This is a genomic window from Corynebacterium sp. p3-SID1761 (assembly GCF_055862885.1).
This window is the reverse complement of sequence record NZ_JBSQBJ010000016.1, coordinates 1-19,652: the sequence shown is the minus strand read 5'-3', so window position 1 is coordinate 19,652 and position 19,652 is coordinate 1. Positions and strand designations below refer to the sequence as shown.

At 59.6% G+C, this 19,652-nt stretch carries 15 protein-coding genes; 13 read left to right on the top strand and 2 right to left on the bottom strand.

Annotated elements, in window-relative coordinates; all coding sequences use genetic code 11:
* Position 1 precedes the first annotated feature (1 nt).
* The 3 genes from ACWXWJ_RS08135 (at position 2) to clpX (ending at position 4,251) form a co-directional block, all read left to right on the top strand.
* The gene (locus tag ACWXWJ_RS08135; RefSeq protein ID WP_005296507.1) at positions 2 to 631 is read left to right on the top strand and encodes an ATP-dependent Clp protease proteolytic subunit; all 630 of its coding nucleotides are present in this window, start codon (positions 2 to 4) and stop codon (positions 629 to 631) included.
* A 137-nt stretch (positions 632 to 768) separates the two neighbouring features.
* Positions 769 to 2,847, top strand: a complete 2,079-nt coding sequence (locus tag ACWXWJ_RS08130; RefSeq protein ID WP_473964090.1) for an alkaline phosphatase D family protein — start codon at positions 769 to 771, stop codon at positions 2,845 to 2,847.
* Between the two features lie 129 nt (positions 2,848 to 2,976).
* Complete coding sequence (clpX, locus tag ACWXWJ_RS08125) at positions 2,977 to 4,251, top strand: ATP-dependent Clp protease ATP-binding subunit ClpX (protein WP_473964089.1); 1,275 nt, start codon at positions 2,977 to 2,979, stop codon at positions 4,249 to 4,251.
* Here the strand turns inward: clpX and ACWXWJ_RS08120 are convergent.
* The gene (locus tag ACWXWJ_RS08120) at positions 4,248 to 5,057 is read right to left on the bottom strand and encodes a hypothetical protein (RefSeq protein WP_473964088.1); all 810 of its coding nucleotides are present in this window, start codon (positions 5,055 to 5,057) and stop codon (positions 4,248 to 4,250) included. The genes clpX and ACWXWJ_RS08120 overlap by 4 nt on opposite strands.
* A 184-nt stretch (positions 5,058 to 5,241) precedes the next feature.
* On the opposite strand from ACWXWJ_RS08120, the gene ACWXWJ_RS08115 reads away from it, so the two are divergent.
* From ACWXWJ_RS08115 to ndk, 7 genes are all read left to right on the top strand, one after another.
* Positions 5,242 to 6,234 (top strand): malate dehydrogenase, encoded by a 993-nt coding sequence (locus ACWXWJ_RS08115; RefSeq protein ID WP_293791435.1) that lies wholly within the window; start codon positions 5,242 to 5,244, stop codon positions 6,232 to 6,234.
* A 68-nt stretch (positions 6,235 to 6,302) separates the two neighbouring features.
* Positions 6,303 to 7,418, top strand: a complete 1,116-nt coding sequence (locus ACWXWJ_RS08110; protein ID WP_473964087.1) for an alpha/beta hydrolase — start codon at positions 6,303 to 6,305, stop codon at positions 7,416 to 7,418.
* 36 nt (positions 7,419 to 7,454) lie between these two features.
* Complete coding sequence (locus ACWXWJ_RS08105) at positions 7,455 to 10,226, top strand: valine--tRNA ligase (protein WP_473964086.1); 2,772 nt, start codon at positions 7,455 to 7,457, stop codon at positions 10,224 to 10,226.
* A complete protein-coding gene (folC, locus tag ACWXWJ_RS08100; RefSeq protein WP_473964085.1) occupies positions 10,223 to 11,746 on the top strand; it encodes a bifunctional tetrahydrofolate synthase/dihydrofolate synthase in 1,524 nt (507 codons plus the stop codon). The genes ACWXWJ_RS08105 and folC overlap by 4 nt, the downstream gene beginning before the upstream one ends.
* Positions 11,747 to 11,873: 127 nt before the next feature.
* Complete coding sequence (locus ACWXWJ_RS08095) at positions 11,874 to 12,362, top strand: DUF4233 domain-containing protein (RefSeq protein ID WP_293791431.1); 489 nt, start codon at positions 11,874 to 11,876, stop codon at positions 12,360 to 12,362.
* Positions 12,363 to 12,474: 112 nt separating this feature from the next.
* On the top strand, positions 12,475 to 13,785 hold the full coding sequence (locus ACWXWJ_RS08090; protein ID WP_473964084.1) for a peptidoglycan recognition protein family protein: 1,311 nt from the start codon (positions 12,475 to 12,477) through the stop codon (positions 13,783 to 13,785).
* Positions 13,786 to 13,836: 51 nt separating this feature from the next.
* Positions 13,837 to 14,247, top strand: coding sequence for a nucleoside-diphosphate kinase (gene ndk, locus ACWXWJ_RS08085; protein ID WP_293791427.1), 411 nt, complete (start codon positions 13,837 to 13,839; stop codon positions 14,245 to 14,247).
* Positions 14,248 to 14,333: 86 nt separating this feature from the next.
* Here the strand turns inward: ndk and ACWXWJ_RS08080 are convergent, their stop codons facing one another.
* On the bottom strand, positions 14,334 to 15,101 hold the full coding sequence (locus tag ACWXWJ_RS08080; protein ID WP_473964083.1) for a hypothetical protein: 768 nt from the start codon (positions 15,099 to 15,101) through the stop codon (positions 14,334 to 14,336).
* Between the two features lie 151 nt (positions 15,102 to 15,252).
* Between ACWXWJ_RS08080 and ACWXWJ_RS08075 the strand changes: the two genes are divergently transcribed.
* The 3 genes from ACWXWJ_RS08075 to rpmA all read left to right on the top strand — a co-directional run bounded on the left by ACWXWJ_RS08075 (position 15,253) and on the right by rpmA (position 19,511).
* Positions 15,253 to 18,588: an Rne/Rng family ribonuclease gene (locus ACWXWJ_RS08075; RefSeq protein WP_473964082.1), complete on the top strand. Its 3,336-nt coding sequence runs from the start codon at positions 15,253 to 15,255 to the stop codon at positions 18,586 to 18,588.
* Between the two features lie 308 nt (positions 18,589 to 18,896).
* Entirely contained in the window at positions 18,897 to 19,199 is a 303-nt protein-coding gene (rplU, locus tag ACWXWJ_RS08070; RefSeq protein ID WP_273353719.1) for a 50S ribosomal protein L21, read from the top strand.
* A 45-nt stretch (positions 19,200 to 19,244) separates the two neighbouring features.
* Entirely contained in the window at positions 19,245 to 19,511 is a 267-nt protein-coding gene (gene rpmA / locus ACWXWJ_RS08065) for a 50S ribosomal protein L27 (protein ID WP_005296479.1), read from the top strand.
* The last annotated feature ends 141 nt before the right edge of the window (positions 19,512 to 19,652 follow it).

Genomic DNA, 19,652 nt, shown 5'->3' with positions numbered 1-19,652 from the left:
CATGTCAGAGATGCAGATGCCAGAAATGCGATACATCCTGCCGTCGTTCGTGGAGCACTCCAGCTACGGCGCGAAGGAATCCAACCCCTATAACAAGCTGTTCGAGGAACGCATTATCTTCCTGGGTACTCAGGTCGACGATGCTTCCGCTAACGACATCATGGCGCAGCTGTTGGTACTGGAGGGGCTTGACCCCGATCGGGATATCACGATGTACATCAATTCTCCCGGCGGTTCTTTCACCAGCCTGATGGCGATCTACGACACTATGCAGTACGTCCGTCCGGACGTGCAGACCGTATGCCTTGGCCAGGCTGCCAGTGCAGCTGCAGTGCTGTTGGCAGCCGGTACCCCCGGCAAGCGCGCGGCTCTGCCCAACGCTCGTGTGCTGATTCACCAGCCCGCCACCGGTGGGGTACAGGGTCAGGTTTCCGACCTGGAGATCCAGGCTAAGGAAATTGAGCGTATGCGTAAGCTCATGGAGGAAACGCTGGCTCGTCACACGGGCAAGTCCGCCGAGCAGGTGCGCATTGATACCGACCGCGACAAAATCCTGACGGCCGAGGAGGCCAAGGAATACGGCATCGTCGATCAGGTTTTCGACTACCGCAAGCTCTCGGCACAGAAGTAGCACTCGCCGCAATTTTTGTGGTGACGCCCAGAGGCACGCTACGAAAAGACAACCCTACGTGGGGATTCTGGACTAGTTCTGGATTCATACACGTAGGGTTCACTCTTTATTAAGCCAGCCACTCTAGCGTTTTCTGTGTGGAGAATCGAAAGAAGTTTAATCGTCGAACTGTCCTCGGAGGCCTGCTAGGTACTGCGGCTGGGTTTGCAGGTATTACCGCAAACTCCCGCGCCATTGCTCGCGCTCAGGTTGGATCGGCCACGGGTTCATTGGGGCCGTTGAGCTACACCGGCTCTTTGCAGGGGAACGACCAATATCTCGGGACGAACAAACTTCCTAAACAGGTGGTAACTGATGGCACCGTGCCCGTCGACGATTACCCGGGTTGCACTCCCTGGCCGTTTATCCACGGTGTGTCTTCCGGAGATCCACTGCAGGATCGAGTGATCATCTGGACTCGCATTACTCTCGAAGAACGTGACCCGGATGGTGCGCCGGGTGCAAACCCCGCAGGCGCCGAACCGGAGGTCGCCTGGACCGTTTCGAGGAATCCGGAAATGACGGACGTGGTGGCGTCGGGAACCCAAAAAGCAGTCGCAGCGCACGACTGGACCATTAAGGTCGACGTCACCGGGCTCGACGCTGAAACGACCTACTATTACCAGTTCAGTCACGATGGTAAGAACTCGATCATTGGGCGAACCCGCACTGCGACAAAGCTTGGTTCCTCTGAGGCTCGCCTGGCCGTAATGAGCTGCACCAGTTATTGGTCCTCCTACTGGACAGGGCTGCAGCTGCTTGCAGATCGCAACGACGTGGACTTGGTTATACACCTTGGCGACTACCTCTACGATTTCGTCGATGGTAATGAGGCTGTGCGCTCGCGCGTGCCATTTAGCCATCTCACACACCCCGATAACCGCGATTGGAAGAATCTCGATGAGGTTCGACGCCGCTACGCCCTTTACCGCTCAGATCCCAAGTTTGTAGCCGCACACCAGCAACATCCCTGGATGATCGTGTGGGACAACCACGATGTAGATCCCAACTACGGCAACGAACTAGAGGTCCCTGAGATCCCTATTGAAGAGACCATCACGCTCGAAGACACCTGTCGGGCATTTTGGGAATGGACTCCTTCGCGACCGGTGAAAGCCGACGGTAGCGGCGAGTTTCTGCTGGTGGACGACGGAAGCTACCCAGAGCCAGAGGACGTTACCCTCTGCTATCGCAGCCTGGACTACGGGGACTTGCTATCTATTTCTGCAATCGATGCGCAGCTGGGACTGCCCCGATACGGGCGGGAGTTGGACAACTCGCACCTGAGTCATATCAAGGTTGGCGCGCCAACGCTGCTGGGGAAGACTCAATTCGATTGGCTATCAGAAGCTCTCCGAGGTGCGGAGAATCGTGGTGTGCTGTGGAAGGTCATTGCTAATCAGGCGTGGTTATCGCCGATGGATACACCCGACATTGTGGAAGGCTCCACAGGCGCTACCAAGGCTAAGTTTGGACTGAGTCGGTGGTCGAAGTATCCGGAGGAGAAAAAAGCGATTGTGGAGCTGTTGCGCCTAGATGTACCGAACTCCGTGATGGTCTCCGGAGATGCACACGGCAACCTCGGGTCGGACATTCTTTCGGCCTCCACTCCATTCAACCCGTACTACCCGGGGCCGGCGGGTAACAATCGCCGTTCCGGTGCACAGCAGGGCAATCGGAACGCAGGCGCGGTACGTATTGCGACAGGGAACAGTGCGCGGACGAATGCCCGTAAGTACTCCGCAGGTGTGGAATTTGCACCTAGCTCCATGGGGCGTGGTGGAGCAGATGACGCGATCGCGGGTGCCCTCCCGGTTGGGTCTGCAACTGTGGTAACAGCTACTCGTGCAGCGGAGCAGGCTCTGCTGAATCTAAATCCATCCGCGCAGTTCATGGAGTGGGCAGATCACGGCTACGGCATTGTGCACCTAACGAGAGAGTCCGCCATTTTCGAATACTGGTGGCAGGATAAGTTCAACCCGCGTGCAAACGACGTTCTGGGGCATCAAATGATTGCTTGGGCGCACGACGACCGGTCTTCTCACCCACCGCGTTATAAGCAGCAAATTGATGCGATAACGCTACACGGCTTGCCCGTGGAGCCCACCCGCGGAACTCGTCAGTCTGCGCAGGCTCCGGCTGCCGAGACAGTGCGGATGAACCCGCAGATAGACTAGAGGCAGGAGACTCGCGGGGCTTGAAGGTTCGAAGCGAATTTGGCGTGGCGCTGTAGAGTTGAAGGCCTATGAGGGTGCTAACCTAGCTGTCCCCCAAGTTCCCCTATCCAAGAAAGCCTGATAACCCACATGCCTGAAAGCGCAGAGCTCCTGAAGTGCTCTTTTTGTGGAAAGAGCCAAAAACAGGTTCGCAAGCTGATTGCCGGCCCTGGTGTATACATTTGCGATGAATGTATCGAGCTTTGTAACGAGATCATCGAAGAGGAACTGCTTGCAGTCGACCCCACTGAGGGGTCGGCAAAGCTGCCGAAGCCTGCCGCCATCGCAGAGTTCCTCGATAACTATGTGATCGGCCAGGACGAAGCCAAGCGCACCCTGGCTGTGGCTGTGTACAACCACTACAAGCGCATCCAGGTGGAAGAGTCCAACGCTGCGGCGCGTCGCTCTGACGACGAGGTGGAGCTAGCGAAGTCCAACATTCTCATGCTGGGGCCTACTGGCTCGGGCAAGACCTATCTGGCGCAGTCGCTCGCCCGCATGCTCGATGTGCCTTTCGCCATTGCCGACGCCACCAGTTTGACCGAAGCTGGCTATGTCGGTGAAGACGTAGAAAACATTCTGCTGAAGCTTTTGCAGGCCGCTGATTTTGATGTAGCAAAGGCACAGCGTGGCATCATCTACGTCGACGAGGTAGACAAGATCTCCCGCAAGTCGGAGAACCCGTCCATCACCCGAGATGTTTCGGGCGAGGGAGTGCAGCAGGCGCTGCTGAAGATTTTGGAAGGCACTGTTGCCGCTGTACCACCACAGGGTGGGCGCAAGCACCCGAACCAAGAGTTCATCCAGTTCGATACCAAGAACGTGCTGTTCATCGTTGCTGGAGCATTCTCCGGGCTGGAGAACGTCATTGCCGAGCGTCGCGGCAGGAAGGGACTGGGCTTCGGTGCGGAGATCAGCGCAAAGTCTGAGGAAGACCCGAATCCGTTCCAATTTGTGGAGCCGGAGGACTTGGTGAAGTTCGGCCTGATCCCTGAACTGATTGGTCGTCTGCCGGTGCTGACCCACGTCGGCCACCTGGACGAGGAAGCTTTGGTTCGCGTCCTGACCGAGCCGAAGAACTCCCTGGTACGCCAGTACCAGCGTCTGTTCGAGATGGATGGAGTGCGCCTGACTTTTGAGGAGGACGCACTCCAGGAGATCGCACAGAAGGCTCTAGCCCGCGAAACCGGAGCCCGTGGCTTGCGCTCCATCATGGAGACTCTGTTGCTGCCGACTATGTTCAGCATCCCAGAGGATGAAGAAACCGGTGAGGTCATCATCACCGGCGCTTGCGCACGAGGCGAGGCAGAGCCGACGCGGCTGAGCCATGAAGAAGTGGCGAAGCGGGATAAGAAGAGCGCCTAGTCGTGATAGAGGTCCGATGACGCTGAGGGGGCGTCATCGCCCTCCCCATCCTCGTCCCGCCAATCGCGGTACAGGGACGCGGCAACGGAAGAACCGAGCACCGAAGAATGGGACGCGTGGGTGTAGGACGTGCCCTGGGTCGTTGGCATCGTGGTGGTGAGGAAGGCAATAACCGCGTCACAGGTAAGCCTTTGCAGTCCAGCCTCATTATCGGCAGTGTTGGAATCCATGCCGTAGAGAGCGTGGAAGGTCGCCCCTTGGGTGACGGCGAAAGAACATAGCGAAGTGATCAGTACATAAGTATCTTCCGCGGACACTCCACTGCGGAAGGCGCCGATATCGTGGCCACGCATGAGCACACGATCGATGTGCAGCACGACAGGGGAATCCTCCAATACGCCGACGCGGTGTACGAGCTGCGGATCACCTAGCAGGTTCTCCGCGACAATGAGGCGCACCGCATTGGGGTGAGTGGCAAACCGGGTGTACGTCGCGCCGACCAGGTTTCGCATTTCACGAACGGGAGAGCGATCCATCTCTGGATTGTCGTAGCCATTGAGCGGCACTGGCCAGATGGAAGAATGTGCATAGCGTAGCGCTTCTTCGAAAAGGCGATCGGGGGAACTGAGCAACTCACACGTTGGTGACAGGCGGGCTGCCTGCGCAATGGCGGCCAAGTGCTGGGGAGTAAAGGCAGCACCGACCCGCACAGCGATGTTTACGGTGGCGTTCATGGCCTGGATGTACTGCTTGTCGCCGAGTCCATACCAGGCCGCAGAGGCGGGGAGGTGGGGCTTGTTTTGCACCTGAATAGTTTATCTGTGAAGGGGGTGAAAATGCAGCGACGTGTACCGAAAACTGGCACGTGCGGGGGTGGTTCGCGGTGCTTCTACAGGGCCGAGTAGAACGAGTCCTGCAGCTGTCCGGGTGGGTTATTACAGTGGGAAGGGATTAGAGAACATCTTCAAAAACACTCTTAAGGAGCCCCGCGTGACCACCAATAACCAGAACGCTGTCACTGTCACCGTTACGGGTGCCGGCGGCCAGATCGGCTACTCCCTGCTCTTCCGTATCGCCAAAGGTGAAGTATTCGGCGATCGCGTGGTTAACCTGCGTTTGTTGGAGACCGAGAGCGGTGTGCAGGCAGCTCGTGGGGTAGCCCTGGAACTGTCGGATTGCGCCTACCCGCTATTGGGCGAGGTCACCATCACTTCGGATATCAACGAAGGCTTCAAGGGAGCTAACGCGGTGTTCCTGGTGGGCGCCAAGCCACGCCAGAAGGGCGAGGAGCGCGCTGATCTTCTGGCTGCTAACGGCAAGATCTTCGGCCCACAAGGCAAAGCCATCGCCGAGCACGCAGCCGATGATGTGCGCGTGATCGTGGTTGGTAACCCGGCGAACACCAACGCCGCCATTGTTGCCGCTCATGCGAAGGGGCTGGACCCCCGCCGCGTGACTGCCCTCACCCGCCTCGATCACAACCGTGGTCTGGCGCAGGTAGCGGAGAAGCTAGATGTGGCCGTACGTGACCTGAAGAACATGATCGTGTGGGGTAACCACTCCGCCACCCAGTTCCCCGACGTGGCCGAGCTGACCCTGAACGGCGAGAAGATTGCTGACAAGCTGGACGAGTCCTGGGTCGATGAAGAGTTCATTCCGCGCGTAGCCAAGCGCGGTGCGGAGATCATCGAGGTACGCGGACGCTCCTCCGCAGCCTCTGCTGCTAACGGCGCACTGGATCACATGCGCGATTGGGTGAACGGCACTCCTGAGGGCGACTGGGTTTCTGTCGCACTGCCTTCCGACGGTTCCTACGGCATTCCAGAAGGCCTCGTGTTCTCCTTCCCTTGCCGTTCCGTTAACGGTGAGTGGGAAATCGTGCAGGGTCTGGAGATCAGCCCGGCTCAGCAGGAGCGCATCGACGCGAACGTGAAGGAGCTGCAGGAAGAAAAGGCTGCGGTAGAGGCTGCTGGCCTGCTGTAGTTTCACGAACCAAACTTTTTTGCGCATATCGCCACCTGGCCTGTTGGTCGGGTGGTTTTATGTTAGGCATGACAGCCCCCACTTACCGCCCTGATCCCACCGACCACACCGACCGCCCCGCGCCGGTCCACTCCCAGCTCCTCCAACAGTCTCTGTTCAGCCAGCTCACCGCCCGCGCCGGGTGGCTGCTGCCGGGGATTCCGGAACCAATTCTGCGGGTGCTGGGCACTCGCACCAACTCCGAGGGTGATCGCCTGGATGCCGATGTCCGTGCGTCGATCCTGACCCTCAACCTGATCCACCCCGATGACTACTCCAAGCAACCAGTAGACAAGACCCGCGAGGTCGTGGAGAGTTCCGCCTACCTGGGTGGCGGGCATGTGCCCTCCGTCGGCTCGGTTGTGGAGGAACATATCCGCGGCGTGCGAGTCCGCCACTATCGACCCACCGGCGCGGCCTCACCGGAAGTGGAGCTGCCCACCCTGGTGTACTTCCACGGTGGCGGCTGGGTCGTTGGTTCCCTCGATTCCCACGATTCCACGTGCCGCTGGCTTTGTGAACGAGCCCGCGTGGCTGTGCTCTCCGTTGACTATCGTCTGGCTCCGGAACATCCTTTCCCCGCCGCGCCCGACGACTGCTGTGCCGTGGTTGAGGCGGCGATGGTGGGGGAGGTTAAGGGCGTCAATAAGAAAAGGGTGGCCGTCGGCGGCGATTCGGCAGGAGGCAACCTCGCCGCAGTGGTGTGCCTGCGCCGCAAGCGGGAAGGGGCGGAGCAGCCGCGGGCGCAACTGCTTTTTGTGCCGGTGACGGACCTTTCGACACTCGATACCCCTAGTCATCGCGAGTTCGCCAAGGGGTACTTCCTTACTCATGCGCATATGCAGTGGTATCGCGATCAATATCTGACCGACGAGGCACAGCGTAGGGATCCGGATGTTTCTCCGCTGCTGGCTGACGATGTGAGCGGTCTGGCTCCGGCCTATGTTGCCGTCGCTGGGTTCGACCCGCTGCGTGACGAAGGTGCGGCTTACGCGGAGAAGCTGCGGAAGGCAGGTGTGCTGGTTTCTTTCCGACGCCACCCCGGCCTGATCCACCCGTTCGTGAATTCTACGGGCGTATGGCGCAATGCCGGGCGAGCACTGGATGAAGCGGCGGGAGTGTTGCGGGCGGCGCTCGAGATGTAGGCGGGGTGTACGACGTGTCCGAGCCGTCTACTAGACTTGGCTAGCGTGAGTGACTCCAGTTCTAAGGCAAATGGCTCTAACACGATTGGTGCTGACCGCTCGGCACAGCTACCTGCGGCATGGAACCCCGCCGCGGTAGAGGAAAACCTGTACCAGGGGTGGGTGGATTCCGGCTACTTCAAGGCTGACCCTGCCAGCGATAAGCCCCCGTTCAGCATTGTGCTGCCACCGCCAAACGTGACTGGTCAGCTGCACATGGGCCACGCGCTGGACCACACGCTGATGGATGCGATGGCCCGCCGTAAGCGCATGCAGGGCTTTGAAGTTCTCTGGCTCCCGGGTTCCGACCATGCAGGTATCGCTACTCAGACCAAGGTGGAGGCTAACCTCAAGGAATCTGAGGGTAAGGATCGCTTCGACTACGGCCGCGAGGACTTTATCGACAAGGTCTGGGAGTGGAAGGAACAGTACGGTGGCGTGATCCAGCGCCAGATGCGTGCCATTGGTGATTCCGTGGACTGGTCCCGCGAGCGCTTCACGTTGGATGATGGCCTCTCCCGCGCCGTGCAGACCATGTTTAAGGAGCTTTTTGACGCCGGCTTGATCTACCGTGCGAACCGCATGGTGAACTGGTCTCCTGTGCTGCAGACCGCAATCTCTGACATCGAGGTCGTGTACTCCGAGGACGAGGGTGAGCTGGTTAGCATCCGCTATGGCTCTCTGGACGATGCCGAACCACACGTGATTGTTGCGACGACGCGTGTGGAAACAATGCTGGGTGACGTGGCCGTAGCTGTGCACCCAGAGGATGAGCGCTATGCGGATCTGGTGGGCAAGAGCCTGCCACACCCGTTCCTGCCGGATCGCCAGATGATCGTGGTTGCTGACGATTACGTGGACCCCGAGTTCGGTACCGGTGCCGTGAAGATCACCCCGGCACATGACCCGAATGACTTTGCGATGGGGCAGCGCCACGACCTGCCGATGCCGGTGATTATGGACGAAACTGGTCACATCGCGGGCACGGGCACCGAGTTCGACGGCATGGAACGCTATGAAGCGCGAGAGAAGATTCGCCTGGCACTTGAAGAGCAGGGGCGCATCGTGGCACGTAAGTTCCCCTATGTGCACAGTGTGGGGCACTCCGAGCGATCCAAGGAAGCTGTGGAACCGCGCCTGTCCGAGCAGTGGTTCGTCAAGGTGGACGAGCTGGCAAAGATGTCCGGCGATGCAATCCGGTCTGGCGATTCGGTAATTCACCCAGCCTCCCAGGAACCACGCTGGTTCGACTGGGTGGATGACATGCACGACTGGTGTATTTCTCGCCAGCTGTGGTGGGGCCACCGCATCCCGATCTGGTACGGGCCGAACGGCGAGATCGTGTGCTGTGGTCCGGATGACGAAGCTCCGACGGGCGAGGGATGGCGTCAGGATGAGGACGTGCTGGACACGTGGTTCAGCTCCGCCCTGTGGCCGTTCTCCACGATGGGTTGGCCGGATAAGACCCCGGAGCTGGAGAAGTTCTATCCCACCAGCGTGCTGGTGACGGGCTACGATATTCTGTTCTTCTGGGTTGCGCGCATGATGATGTTCGCCACCTTCGCTTCCAAGCACACTACTGAGGTGCTGGGCACGGGCAACGAGGGACGCCCGCAGATTCCGTTTAAGGATATTTTCCTGCACGGCCTGGTGCGAGACGAGCATGGCCGTAAGATGTCCAAGTCCTTGGGTAACGGCATTGACCCGATGGATTGGGTGCGCGATTACGGTGCGGATGCGCTGCGCTTTACCCTGGCTCGTGGTGCTAACCCGGGCTCTGATCTGCCGGTAGGCGAGGACGCGGCACAGTCTTCCCGTAACTTTGCCACCAAGTTGTACAACGCCACGAAGTTCGCGTTGATGAACGGCGCGCACGTCGGCGAGCTGCCCGCCCGCGAGACCCTAACGGATGCCGACCGCTGGATTTTGGACCGCCTGGAGGAAGTACGCCAGCTGGTCGACGATGCACTGGATCGCTACGAGTTCTCCCTGGCCAACGAGAACCTTTACCGTTTTGCTTGGGGCGAGTTCTGTGACTGGTACCTAGAAATCGCAAAGGTGCAGATCCCGCGCGATTGGGATAGCGCTACGCAAGAACAAGTGCAGCGCGGCATTAATACTCAGATCGTGCTGGGACGAGTACTGGATGCGGTACTGCGTCTGCTGCACCCCGCCATGCCTTTCGTGACCGAAACGCTGTGGAAGGCGCTGACCGATGGGGAAGAGGGCTACTCCGATTCCCTGGTCACCGCCGAGTGGCCAGGCGTTGATCTGACGAATGGGGGCGTAGAGACGGATGCCGATGCAGTACGCCGCATGGCAGACGTCGACAAGCTGGTCACGGAGCTGCGTCGTTTCCGCAGCGATCAGGGCGTGAAGCCCTCCCAGAAGGTACCTGCTGCGCTGGACTTCGCCGCTGCCGACTTGGTCGACTTTGAAGAAGCCGTGCGTTCCCTGGTGCGCCTGGAGACCCCTGCTGAGGGATTCGCGGAGACTGCCTCCATTGAGGTGCGCCTGTCTCAGGCGACCATTGCGGTACAGCTGGATACCTCCGGCACCGTCGACGTGGCTGCCGAGCGCAAGCGCCTGGAGAAGGATCTGGCGGCTGCACAGAAGGAACTCGACAACGCAGCGAAGAAGCTGGGTAATGAGAACTTCCTTTCCAAGGCGCCGGAGAAGGTCGTCGAAGGCATCCGCGAGCGCCAGCGTGTGGCGCAGGAAGAGTTCGATCGCATTACCACCCGACTGGAAGGCCTGCCACAGGCATGACCGAAGAGACAACTGGGGAAAACTACCCAGATGAGGTGACCCTCGACGAGGCCGGCCTGGCCCTGCCCCTCGACCATCTGGGCGCCGATGAGGCTGAGGAGGCGTCAACCCCAGAAAGGACCATCACCCCCGACGACCTTGCGGCTTTGGCAGAGGTCGATGCGGAGCTGAACCAGCGTTGGCCCGAGACGAAGATCGATCCGACGCTGGAGCGCGTGGAGTTGCTGATGGATCTGCTTGGCCACCCCGAGCGGACGTTCCCTGCGATCCATGTGGCCGGGACGAATGGCAAGACCTCCGTGGTGCGGATGATCGAGTCTCTGATGCGGGCGTTCCACCGCCGAACCGGGCGCACCACCAGCCCGCATCTGCAGATCGTGACTGAGCGCATCGCCATTGACGGCCGACCGATGCACCCGCGCGACTACGTGGACACGTGGCGTGACATCCAGCCGATGGTGGAGATGGTGGATGCGAAAAGCCAAGCCGAGGGCGGTCCGCAGATGAGCAAGTTCGAGGTGCTCGTGGCCATGGCCTATGCGGCCTTCGCCGATGCTCCGGTGGACGTGGCCATTATCGAAACCGGCATGGGTGGACGCTGGGATGCGACCAACGTGGTGAACTCCGATGTCGCAGTGATTACGCCCATCGGCCTGGATCACACGGATTACCTGGGTGACACCCTGGAGCAGATTGCAGGTGAGAAGGCCGGCATCATTAAGACCCGGTGGGATGCTGATGACCTGCTGACCCCGCCGGATAACGTGACCATTGTTGCGGAGCAGGAGCCCGAAGCGATGCGCGTGGTTTTGGAAGAAGCCGTAGCGAAGGATTCTGCAGTAGCCCGCGCTGGCAGCGAATTCGGTGTGGTATCCAGCCGCATTGCCGTAGGCGGTCAGAGTCTGACGATTCGCGGATTGGCTGGCGAGTACGAGGACATTTTCCTGCCACTGTCTGGTGAACATCAGGCGCGCAATGCTGCCGTAGCGCTGGCGGCAGTGGAGGCTTTCTTCGGCGCCGGTGCGAAGCGTCAGCTAGACGTGGATACGGTGCGAAAAGGTTTCGCTTCCGTCGCCTCGCCCGGCCGTCTTGAGCGGGTGCGTTCCACCCCGAGTGTATTTATTGACGCCTCGCACAACCCCCACGGCGCGAAAGCGCTGGCGGCGGCGATCGACCGCGACTTTGAATTTCGCAAACTGATCGGCGTGGTGGGTGTGCTAGGGGACAAGGACGCCCGGGGCATCCTCGCTGCACTCGAACCTGTGATGGACGAGGTTGTGGTGACCGAGGTGAACTCTCCGCGCGCGTTGCCTGTGGATGTGTTGGCGGAGTATGCGCGTGACGCATTCGGCGAGGAGCGTGTGCACGTAGCTACCAACCTGCCGGGTGCCGTGGAGCTGGCTACGCAACTGGCCGAGGATGACGAAGATGGCGTGCTGTCTGGTGCAGGCGTACTGATCACTGGCTCGGTGGTGACCGCTGGCGAGGCGCGCACGCTATTCGGCAAAGAGCCAGCCTAAGGCGTTCGACGCGGCGCGGCCTAGCTCCGATTAGGTCTTGCTGGGTCTAATTGGGTCTAATAGGGCTGACGGCTTAAGACAATTATGAGTGCGTCAAAAGAAGAGCGAGCAAGGAGCTGCAGAAACCGTGGCACAGAACTCTCACAAGCGCAATAAGGCTGATGAGCAGGGTGAGTACGGCCCACTTGGTCCCGGCCAGGCGCCGGCCAACGATCCGCTGAAGGGGCTGCGAGGAGTCATGGCCGGCACTCACATCATGGAAGCCATCGTGATCCTGCTGGTGCTTACCGTAATTACCCGTGTAGATGCTGGTGCCTCGGCCACGACGTTCAATATGGTCTACGTGATCGGCTTGGGAGTGGCCATGATCGTCGCGGCTTTCCTGCAGAAGCTTAAGTGGGCGGACTGGTTGAATTTTGGGTTGCAGGTGTTAGCTGTTGCGGGCTTTATCGTGCACCCGGCGATGGGCGCCATGGGCGTGATCTTTGCCCTGTGCTGGTGGTACATCTACCACCTACGTTCGAACCTGATGCGGCGTATGCAGCGTGGTTTGCTGCCTTCGCAGCACCTCGACGAAGAAGGAAATGTGCGGCGTCCGGCTACCCCCGCGGACTGATCTTCATGACGCCACATTTGCAACAGCTTTAACATCCGCAACACTCACCTGGGAATACCCTTAGAAGGGGGTAAGGTGTCCACTACCCCCGAATGTGGTTTATTATGCGGGCATGACGTTGACGCGCCGTGCATTCTTCCGCTCTTCCACCGCCCTAGGTGCCGCAGTTGGTGGCACTTTCCTCTTCGCTAACCGCAACAACATGGGGGTCTTTTCCTCCGCCGATAACACCCACCCCGCCGAAGTACCGACCTCAAGTGAGCCAGAAGCTTTCACGGGGACGGGAATCGGCGTCAACCAAAAAGGCCAGCTTCCCGGCGGTACCGGGTACCTCACGATTACCTTTCCACCCGCTGCGCCTGAGGGGGCGCAGGCAACCCTGCGCTTCGAGTTCGCCGGCGGGCGCACCGAGGATCGCCCTGTACATGCTGAGGCGCACGACCGCGAAGATGATTCTGCGCTGAAGTCCGATCCCGTCGAACTGCCGGAGGGTGCTACCGCCGTGTGGCTGCCCGGTGAAGCAAACGACCCCGCAACGCGCTTGCACCTACACATTGTGGAAGCCCCCAAGGGGCAGGAGGAGCAGATCTTTGGCGCTGGAATTGCGCCTTATGCCGCGCCGATAAATCTGCCTTCTAATCCGGCGGAGCTGCAGAGCAGCTTGGAAACTGGCGCTGCGGGTGTAGCGGGTTCGCTAGCTCTTGCGGGAACCATCGCTGGCATTCTTGCCTCCAGCGGGTTGGCAGTTCCGGGATTGCCCGCTCCGGGTGCGCCTGCCGGTGGTGGAGCGAATGTCATTGATGGCCTGCGTGTGGTTTCTCGCCGCGAGTGGGGTGCGAATGAAGCGCTGATGGGGTGGACGCCCCGCTTCACTCGCGCGCAGTTGATTACCGTGCACCACACCGCAATGGCCACCCCGGCCAACGGTGATTACGCTGCGAATGTCCGCAGTATCTATGGTTTCCACGCCTCCAGCGCTAACGGCGGTCGTGGCTGGGGCGATATCGGTTATCACCTGCTGATCGCCCCCGATGGCACCGTGTTCCAAGGGCGTTCCACCGGTATGGATGGCCAGGCTGTATTCCAACCGGGTAGCTTGGGCGGTACGCCAATGTCGGTCACCGCAGGTCACGTGTACAACGCGAATGATGGAAACATTGGTGTGTGTTTGCTCGGTAACTTTATGACGCAAACTCCGACCCCCGCCGCTATCAATTCTCTCGTGCGGGTTCTGGGGCACCTGTGCCGTGGCTTGCGTCTGGATCCACGTGGCAGCGTGCGTTATGTAAACAATGCCGCCCGCCTGAATCTGACACGCCGAACCATTACGGGCCATCGTGACTGGGGTGACGTATCTACCGCAACGGCGTGCCCGGGTGACCGTGCGTACGCGCTGATGGATCAGGTGCGCAGTCGCGTATAACGCTGCAGGTGTCGCACTGCACACGGGGTGGCCATGTGTAGAATTGCTGACATGACTGAACGCACTCTGATTCTGATCAAGCCCGATGGTGTTAAGAACGGCCACGTGGGCGAAATTATCTCTCGCATCGAAAAGAAGGGTCTGAAGCTTGTGGAGCTGGACCTGCGTACCGCTGATCGTGAGACTGCGGAGAAGCACTACGCCGAGCACTCCGATAAGCCTTTCTTCGGCGAGCTGGTGGACTTCATCACCTCTGCTCCGCTGGTAGCAGGCATCGTAGAGGGCGAGCGCGCCATCGAAGCTTGGCGTCAGCTGGCTGGCGGCACCGATCCAGTATCCAAGGCCACCCCTGGCACCATCCGCGGCGACTTCGCACTCTCTGTTGCGGAGAACGTTGTTCACGGCTCTGACTCCCCGGAGTCCGCAGAGCGCGAGATTGGCATCTGGTTCCCGAACCTGTAAACAGCAGCTTGCAAAGAAACCGCGGACGCAATCGCATCCGCGGTTTCTTTTGTTCATAAGGGTCAGAGGCCACAGGGGAGATTGCCTTAGCCGGCCCGGTAGCGCTTTTGAAACTTCTGCGAACCTTCCTCGGTCAGCGTTAGCCAATTTTGCGTCCCATCGGTCGAGCGAAGTTCGCGGATCTTTACTGCGTTGCCCTGCTTAACTAGCTTGTTTAGTGCAGCGTCTACGTCGTTAGCAGTCCAACCGTAGTGCGCGAGTTCGCCTTTCAGCGTATCGCTGAGGATCTGCAGCCCACCGGGCACACAGCGGCGGCAGTACAGGAACGCCTGCAACCATTCGGCGGGCTTTTCGATCCGAATTCCCTGGTCTAGCTTCTCTGGGATGGTGTAGCGGGCCGGGCGCCAGGCGTCAAAAGTAATGATCCAGTACGTCAACCCCACGGTGAGGAGCGCGACAACTCCGGCATAGGCCAGCCCGCTGCGGTCGGAAAAAAGTGGTGCGAACTGCGCTGCACCGAAAAAGAGGGCAAGGAGTAGAACGAGGCGGCCTTCCTCCTTCCAGCTGAACGGGGTGCGGGCGGCTTCGGCGTCGGTCTTCAGAGGGGAATAGTCGTTGCCGCGGAGGCCGTTGCGTCGCAGATAGCGCCACCAAAGAATTCCGGCGACGATAGCAGACACCGCGATACCCAGCGCTGGTAGCGGGCCGGAAATGGGCGAGCACAGAATAAACATCATGATGCCGAATGCGACTGCCACGGCCAATTGCGCACCCTTGCTTGGGCGAGTGCTGCTGGCAACGTCTAAGAGCACTGTGCTGTCGAAAGGTACGGAAGGCTGTGCGGGGGTGGCCATAGCGTAAAGCGTAACAGTCCGGCTTTGCTTCGCTCGTGCTTGTTCACTGCATGAGCGGGTGGATGTGAGACAATGGGGATGGATCGAATGCCCACAACGACGATGCGGCACAACGATCAGGCAAACTTTGAAGACTTTATAAGGAGATTTCGTGGCGACTACTAGCCCGGAAATTGCAGCGCAGGCTGCGAAAATTGATCGAGAAAGTGTGGGGGAGAAGGTTCGCGTCCACACCGTTGCTAAGCAGTTGGGGATCCGGGCGACGGACTTCCTGGCTGTACTTGCGGACCACGGTATTGAGGGGAAAAAGACCGCTTCAACGTTGACGAAGGCGCAGGTCTTTTCTGTTCTGGACGCCCTTAGCTCCAGCGGACAGTCCTCTCAGCCGGATGAGAAGGTTGCGGAAACGGAGGTTTCTGAAGCCTCCGAAGAGCCGAAGGAACCTGCCAAGAAGACCACGGCCAAAAAAGCTACCAAGGACGCAGCCAAGAAAACCGCCAAGAAGACTGCAAAAAAGTCGGTTGCGAAGAAGGCCGCCAAAAAGTCGACCGAAAAGCAGGCGGAAGAGGTCGCTGAGCAGAAGCCTGCAAAGAAGAGCACGAAGAAGACCGCTAAGAGGACCACGAAGAAGTCTGTAAATAAGCCAGCTGAAAAGGCAGTTGAGAAGCCTAACCCCGTTCAGCAGGAAAGCCCGGATGCTGTGGCGGATACCGCGCCGGAAGAAGCGGCAGTAGTTGCGGCTAGTGCAGCAGCTGAAGATAAGTCGGAAAACCGCGATGAAGACGCAGGAAAGAAGTCGTCCAAGCGCCCCGCGAAGCGCACAGCAAAGCGCACTGCCAAGCGCACTGCCAAGCGCGTAGTGAAGAAGTCGACGCAGAGAAAGGCGGAGGAGCCGGCGAAGACTGCGGAGCCTGAGCAGGTAGAGCCTGAGGTGTCCGTAGGAGACGCTAAGGCGCCAGTGTCCGCAGGAGACAATAAGGCGCCTGTGTCCGAAGGAGACAATAAAGCGCCAGTGTCCGCAGAGAATACCGAGCAGCCGACTCGTCGCCGTCGAGTCCGGCGCGTCGTTCGTCGCGTGGGAAGCGTGCGCCAAGCGGAGATGCGGGCGTCGAAAAACAAGAACGATGCGAAGCGAGACGGCAAGAAGCAAAACAAGGCCGAAGAGGTAGCAAAGGTCACTGCACCTGAGGATCTGCACCCCGCCGAGCGCTCCACCGAAGACATGGTGGACGAGCCGGTGAAGCTCAAGGGCTCCACGCGTCTTGAGTCGCAGCGACGCTGGCGCGCGAAGAACCGTGACAAGAACTACAAGGCCATCACCCGGGCGGAATTCCTGGCACGACGCGAGTCGGTCGAGCGCACGATGATCGTCCGCGATGCGCAGCGCACCGACCACAAGGGCATGATGACGCAGGTCGGCGTGGTAGAAGACGGCCAGCTGGTTGAACACTTCGTGGCAGATGCTACACACCAGTCGCTGATCGGCAATGTGTACCTCGGTCGTGTGCAAAACGTCCTGGGCAGCATGGAAGCTGCCTTCGTGGATATTGGTACAGGGCGCAATGCCGTGCTGTATGCGGGCGAGATGGATTGGCGCTCGCCGCACCTGCATTCTAAGAACCGCAAGATCGACCAAGCTCTGCGTCCGGGAGACCAGATTCTGGTCCAGGTGCTGAAGGACCCGATCGGGCATAAGGGTGCACGTCTGACCAACCGCATTAGTTTTGCGGGCCGCTACCTGGTGTTCTTCCCAGCGGGTACCACTGCGGGAATTTCGCGCAAGCTGCCTGTTGGCGAGCGCAAGCGCCTCAAGGACATTTTGGGTGAGGTTATCGCCGGTGATGGCGGCGCGATCATCCGCACTGCTGCGGAAAATGCGACCGAAGAGCAGATCACTGAGGACGTTCAGCGTTTGCAGAAGCGCTGGGAGGAAATCCGCAACCTGGAGAATAAGGAGCGCGAGTCCAAGGGCGCGAAGCCTGTGACGCTCTATGAAGAGCCGAACATGCTTATCCAAGTGGTACGCGATGTCTTCAATGCAGACTTCTCCGAGCTCGTCATCGACGGCGACAAGTCTTGGAAGGCCGTGCGCGACTATCTGGGACGAACTTCCCCGGAGCTGATGGAGCGAGTTCACAAGTGGAACCGTGGGCAGCATGACGGTCAGGACGCCTTCGCACCGCTGGACCTGGATCAGCAGCTGGAAAAGGCAATGGCCCGCAAGGTGTGGCTGCCGTCGGGCGGCTATCTGGTAATCGACCACACCGAGGCGATGACGGTCATTGACGTCAACACGGGATCGTTCGTCGGTTCGGGCGGAAATCTGGAGGCCACCGTCACCGAGAACAACTTGGAGGCGGCTGAGGAAATTGTGCGCCAACTGCGCCTGCGCGACATCGGCGGCATGATCGTGGTGGACTTCATCGACATGCTCCTGCAGCAAAACCAGGATCTGGTGCTGCGTCGCTTGTCTGAGTTCCTGGGACGCGACCGTACTCGTCACAAGTTGGGGGAGGTGACGTCGCTGGGGCTGGTGCAGCTGACCCGTAAGCGTCTCGGTACCGGCCTGCTGGAGACGTTCTCTACCCCCTGTGAGGCCTGTGACGGTCGCGGGTTCATCATGCACCCGGATCCTGTAGAGCAGAAGGACCCGGAGCCGCGCCGGGATCACGGGCACCGCAAGGAGCGCCAACAGGCCAAGAACCAAGGTAAGCACCAAGACAAACACCAGGACAAGCAGCAAAACAAGCAGCAGGGCAAGCAACAAGACAACGCGAGAAAGCAGCAAAAGCAAGATCGACAGGATCGCAAACAGCGCCAGCAGCAGGAACAGCACGAGCAGCAGGTTCCGCAAGAAGCTCAAGAGTCGCAGGAGCCACAGGACCAGCGCGAGACCGTCTCGCAGAGCGCTCGCCGGCGAGTACGCCGCCGCGTAGTTCGCCGTGGCCAGCCTCGAAGCGCTGGTCGTACTGGAAGCACCGGCGATATTGAGAGCATTGTGGCTGGTGCTCGGAAGCGTTCTGCCCAGGCGGATCCAGACGAGCCTTCGGCTGCCGACAATGCTGCGCCTAACACCGCGCCTAACTCTGCGCACAATGCTGCGCCTGATAGCTCGGCCAGTGAAAGTTCAGCAAAGGACAGTGGGACTAGCGACCGTGCATCTGCGTCGAGTCGTCGCCGCCGTCGTCGTGTAGTGCGCTCGCGCCAGGCAACTGCCCAGAACGCCCACGTAGCTCGTGCTGATCGCGCTGCTCGTTCTTCTGTGGATGACGCCGACAAATCCGCTAGCCGGCCTTCCAACTATGAGGAAGCCAAGCGCGAGTTCGACGAATCTCCACGCCGTAAGCGTCGGACACGTGGCAACTCTAAGTCTGATGTTGCTCCACGGCCGGAGGACTTCGGCGTCGAGAAAGAAAGCACCGAAAGTGCCTCGAAGAACACCCGTTCGCGGGGGCGCCGCCGTCGAGTGGTGCGGAAGAAGAATTAGTTTCGAGCGAAAGCAAAGGGATTTGGTTTTTACCCCTCTGACCGGGTAGTCTTAACCAGTCGCTGTTCGTTCCGCCGGTGACCAGCTTTAACGCGCGCGTCGTCGGGGACTATGCGAATGTACTCGCTATCCAGCTTGGTGCGTTCGCATGGTGTGCTCCGATTTTCGGGGGAACGGACGCAGCTAAGCAAAAGTAACAGTCAGGATGCTTCCTTTAAGGGTGAAGGGATCCATCGCGTGCACGATGGCCTTCGGCTTAAGAAGGAGGCTGCCTGAGCCGATAAGAGAAATTAAAGGGGTAGCCCTACATGTACGCGATCGTCAAGACCGGCGGAAAGCAGTACAAGGTTGCCGAAGGTGACCTCGTCAAGGTCGAGAAGATCGAGGGTGAGCCGGGTTCGTCCGTGGCTCTCACCCCGGTTCTCGTCGTCGATGGCGCAAACGTCACCACCGGTGACAAGCTGGCATCTGTCAACGTCAACGCTGAGATCGTAGAGCACGTCCGCGGACCGAAGATCCGTGGTATGCACTACCGCAACAAGACCGGTTACAAGCGCCGTTTCGGCCACCGTCAGACCCTCACGGTTCTGAAGGTCACCGGTATCAAGTAAACTACCGAGACACTTCACTAATCTTCCTTAAGGAGGGAGAGACAAATGGCACACAAGAAGGGTGCATCTAGCTCCAACAACGGCCGTGACTCCGAGTCCAAGCGTCTCGGTGTAAAGCGCTTCGGCGGCCAGCAGGTCAAGGCCGGCGAGATCCTGATCCGTCAGCGTGGTACCTCTTTCCACCCGGGTGAGAACGTCGGTCGCGGTGGCGACGACACTCTGTTCGCTCTGAAGGCCGGCGCCGTACAGTTCGCTACCAAGCGTCGTCGTCGCGTGGTGAACATCGTCGAGAACGAGGCAGTCGAGGCCTAGACCTGACGCGCCTAAGGCAAAAGCCTTATAACGCCAAAGAAGTCCAGTGGACGCACAAGATGCGTGCACTGGACTTTTTGTATCTACAATCAGGCCGTTGAGAAATGAAGAGTGTAATGAAAAAGCCCCGGTAACCGTGAG

Bases quoted from the DNA above. Each gene is read 5' to 3' on its own strand.
- ACWXWJ_RS08080 (WP_473964083.1), bottom strand. From the start codon at position 15,101: ATGGCCACCCCCGCACAGCCTTCCGTACCTTTCGACAGCACAGTGCTC.
- ACWXWJ_RS08135 (WP_005296507.1), top strand. From the start codon at position 2: ATGTCAGAGATGCAGATGCCAGAAATGCGATACATCCTGCCGTCGTTC.
- ACWXWJ_RS08110 (WP_473964087.1), top strand. From the start codon at position 6,303: ATGACAGCCCCCACTTACCGCCCTGATCCCACCGACCACACCGACCGC.
- rplU (WP_273353719.1), top strand. From the start codon at position 18,897: ATGTACGCGATCGTCAAGACCGGCGGAAAGCAGTACAAGGTTGCCGAA.
- clpX (WP_473964089.1), top strand. From the start codon at position 2,977: ATGCCTGAAAGCGCAGAGCTCCTGAAGTGCTCTTTTTGTGGAAAGAGC.
- rpmA (WP_005296479.1), top strand. From the start codon at position 19,245: ATGGCACACAAGAAGGGTGCATCTAGCTCCAACAACGGCCGTGACTCC.
- ACWXWJ_RS08090 (WP_473964084.1), top strand. From the start codon at position 12,475: ATGACGTTGACGCGCCGTGCATTCTTCCGCTCTTCCACCGCCCTAGGT.
- folC (WP_473964085.1), top strand. From the start codon at position 10,223: ATGACCGAAGAGACAACTGGGGAAAACTACCCAGATGAGGTGACCCTC.
- ndk (WP_293791427.1), top strand. From the start codon at position 13,837: ATGACTGAACGCACTCTGATTCTGATCAAGCCCGATGGTGTTAAGAAC.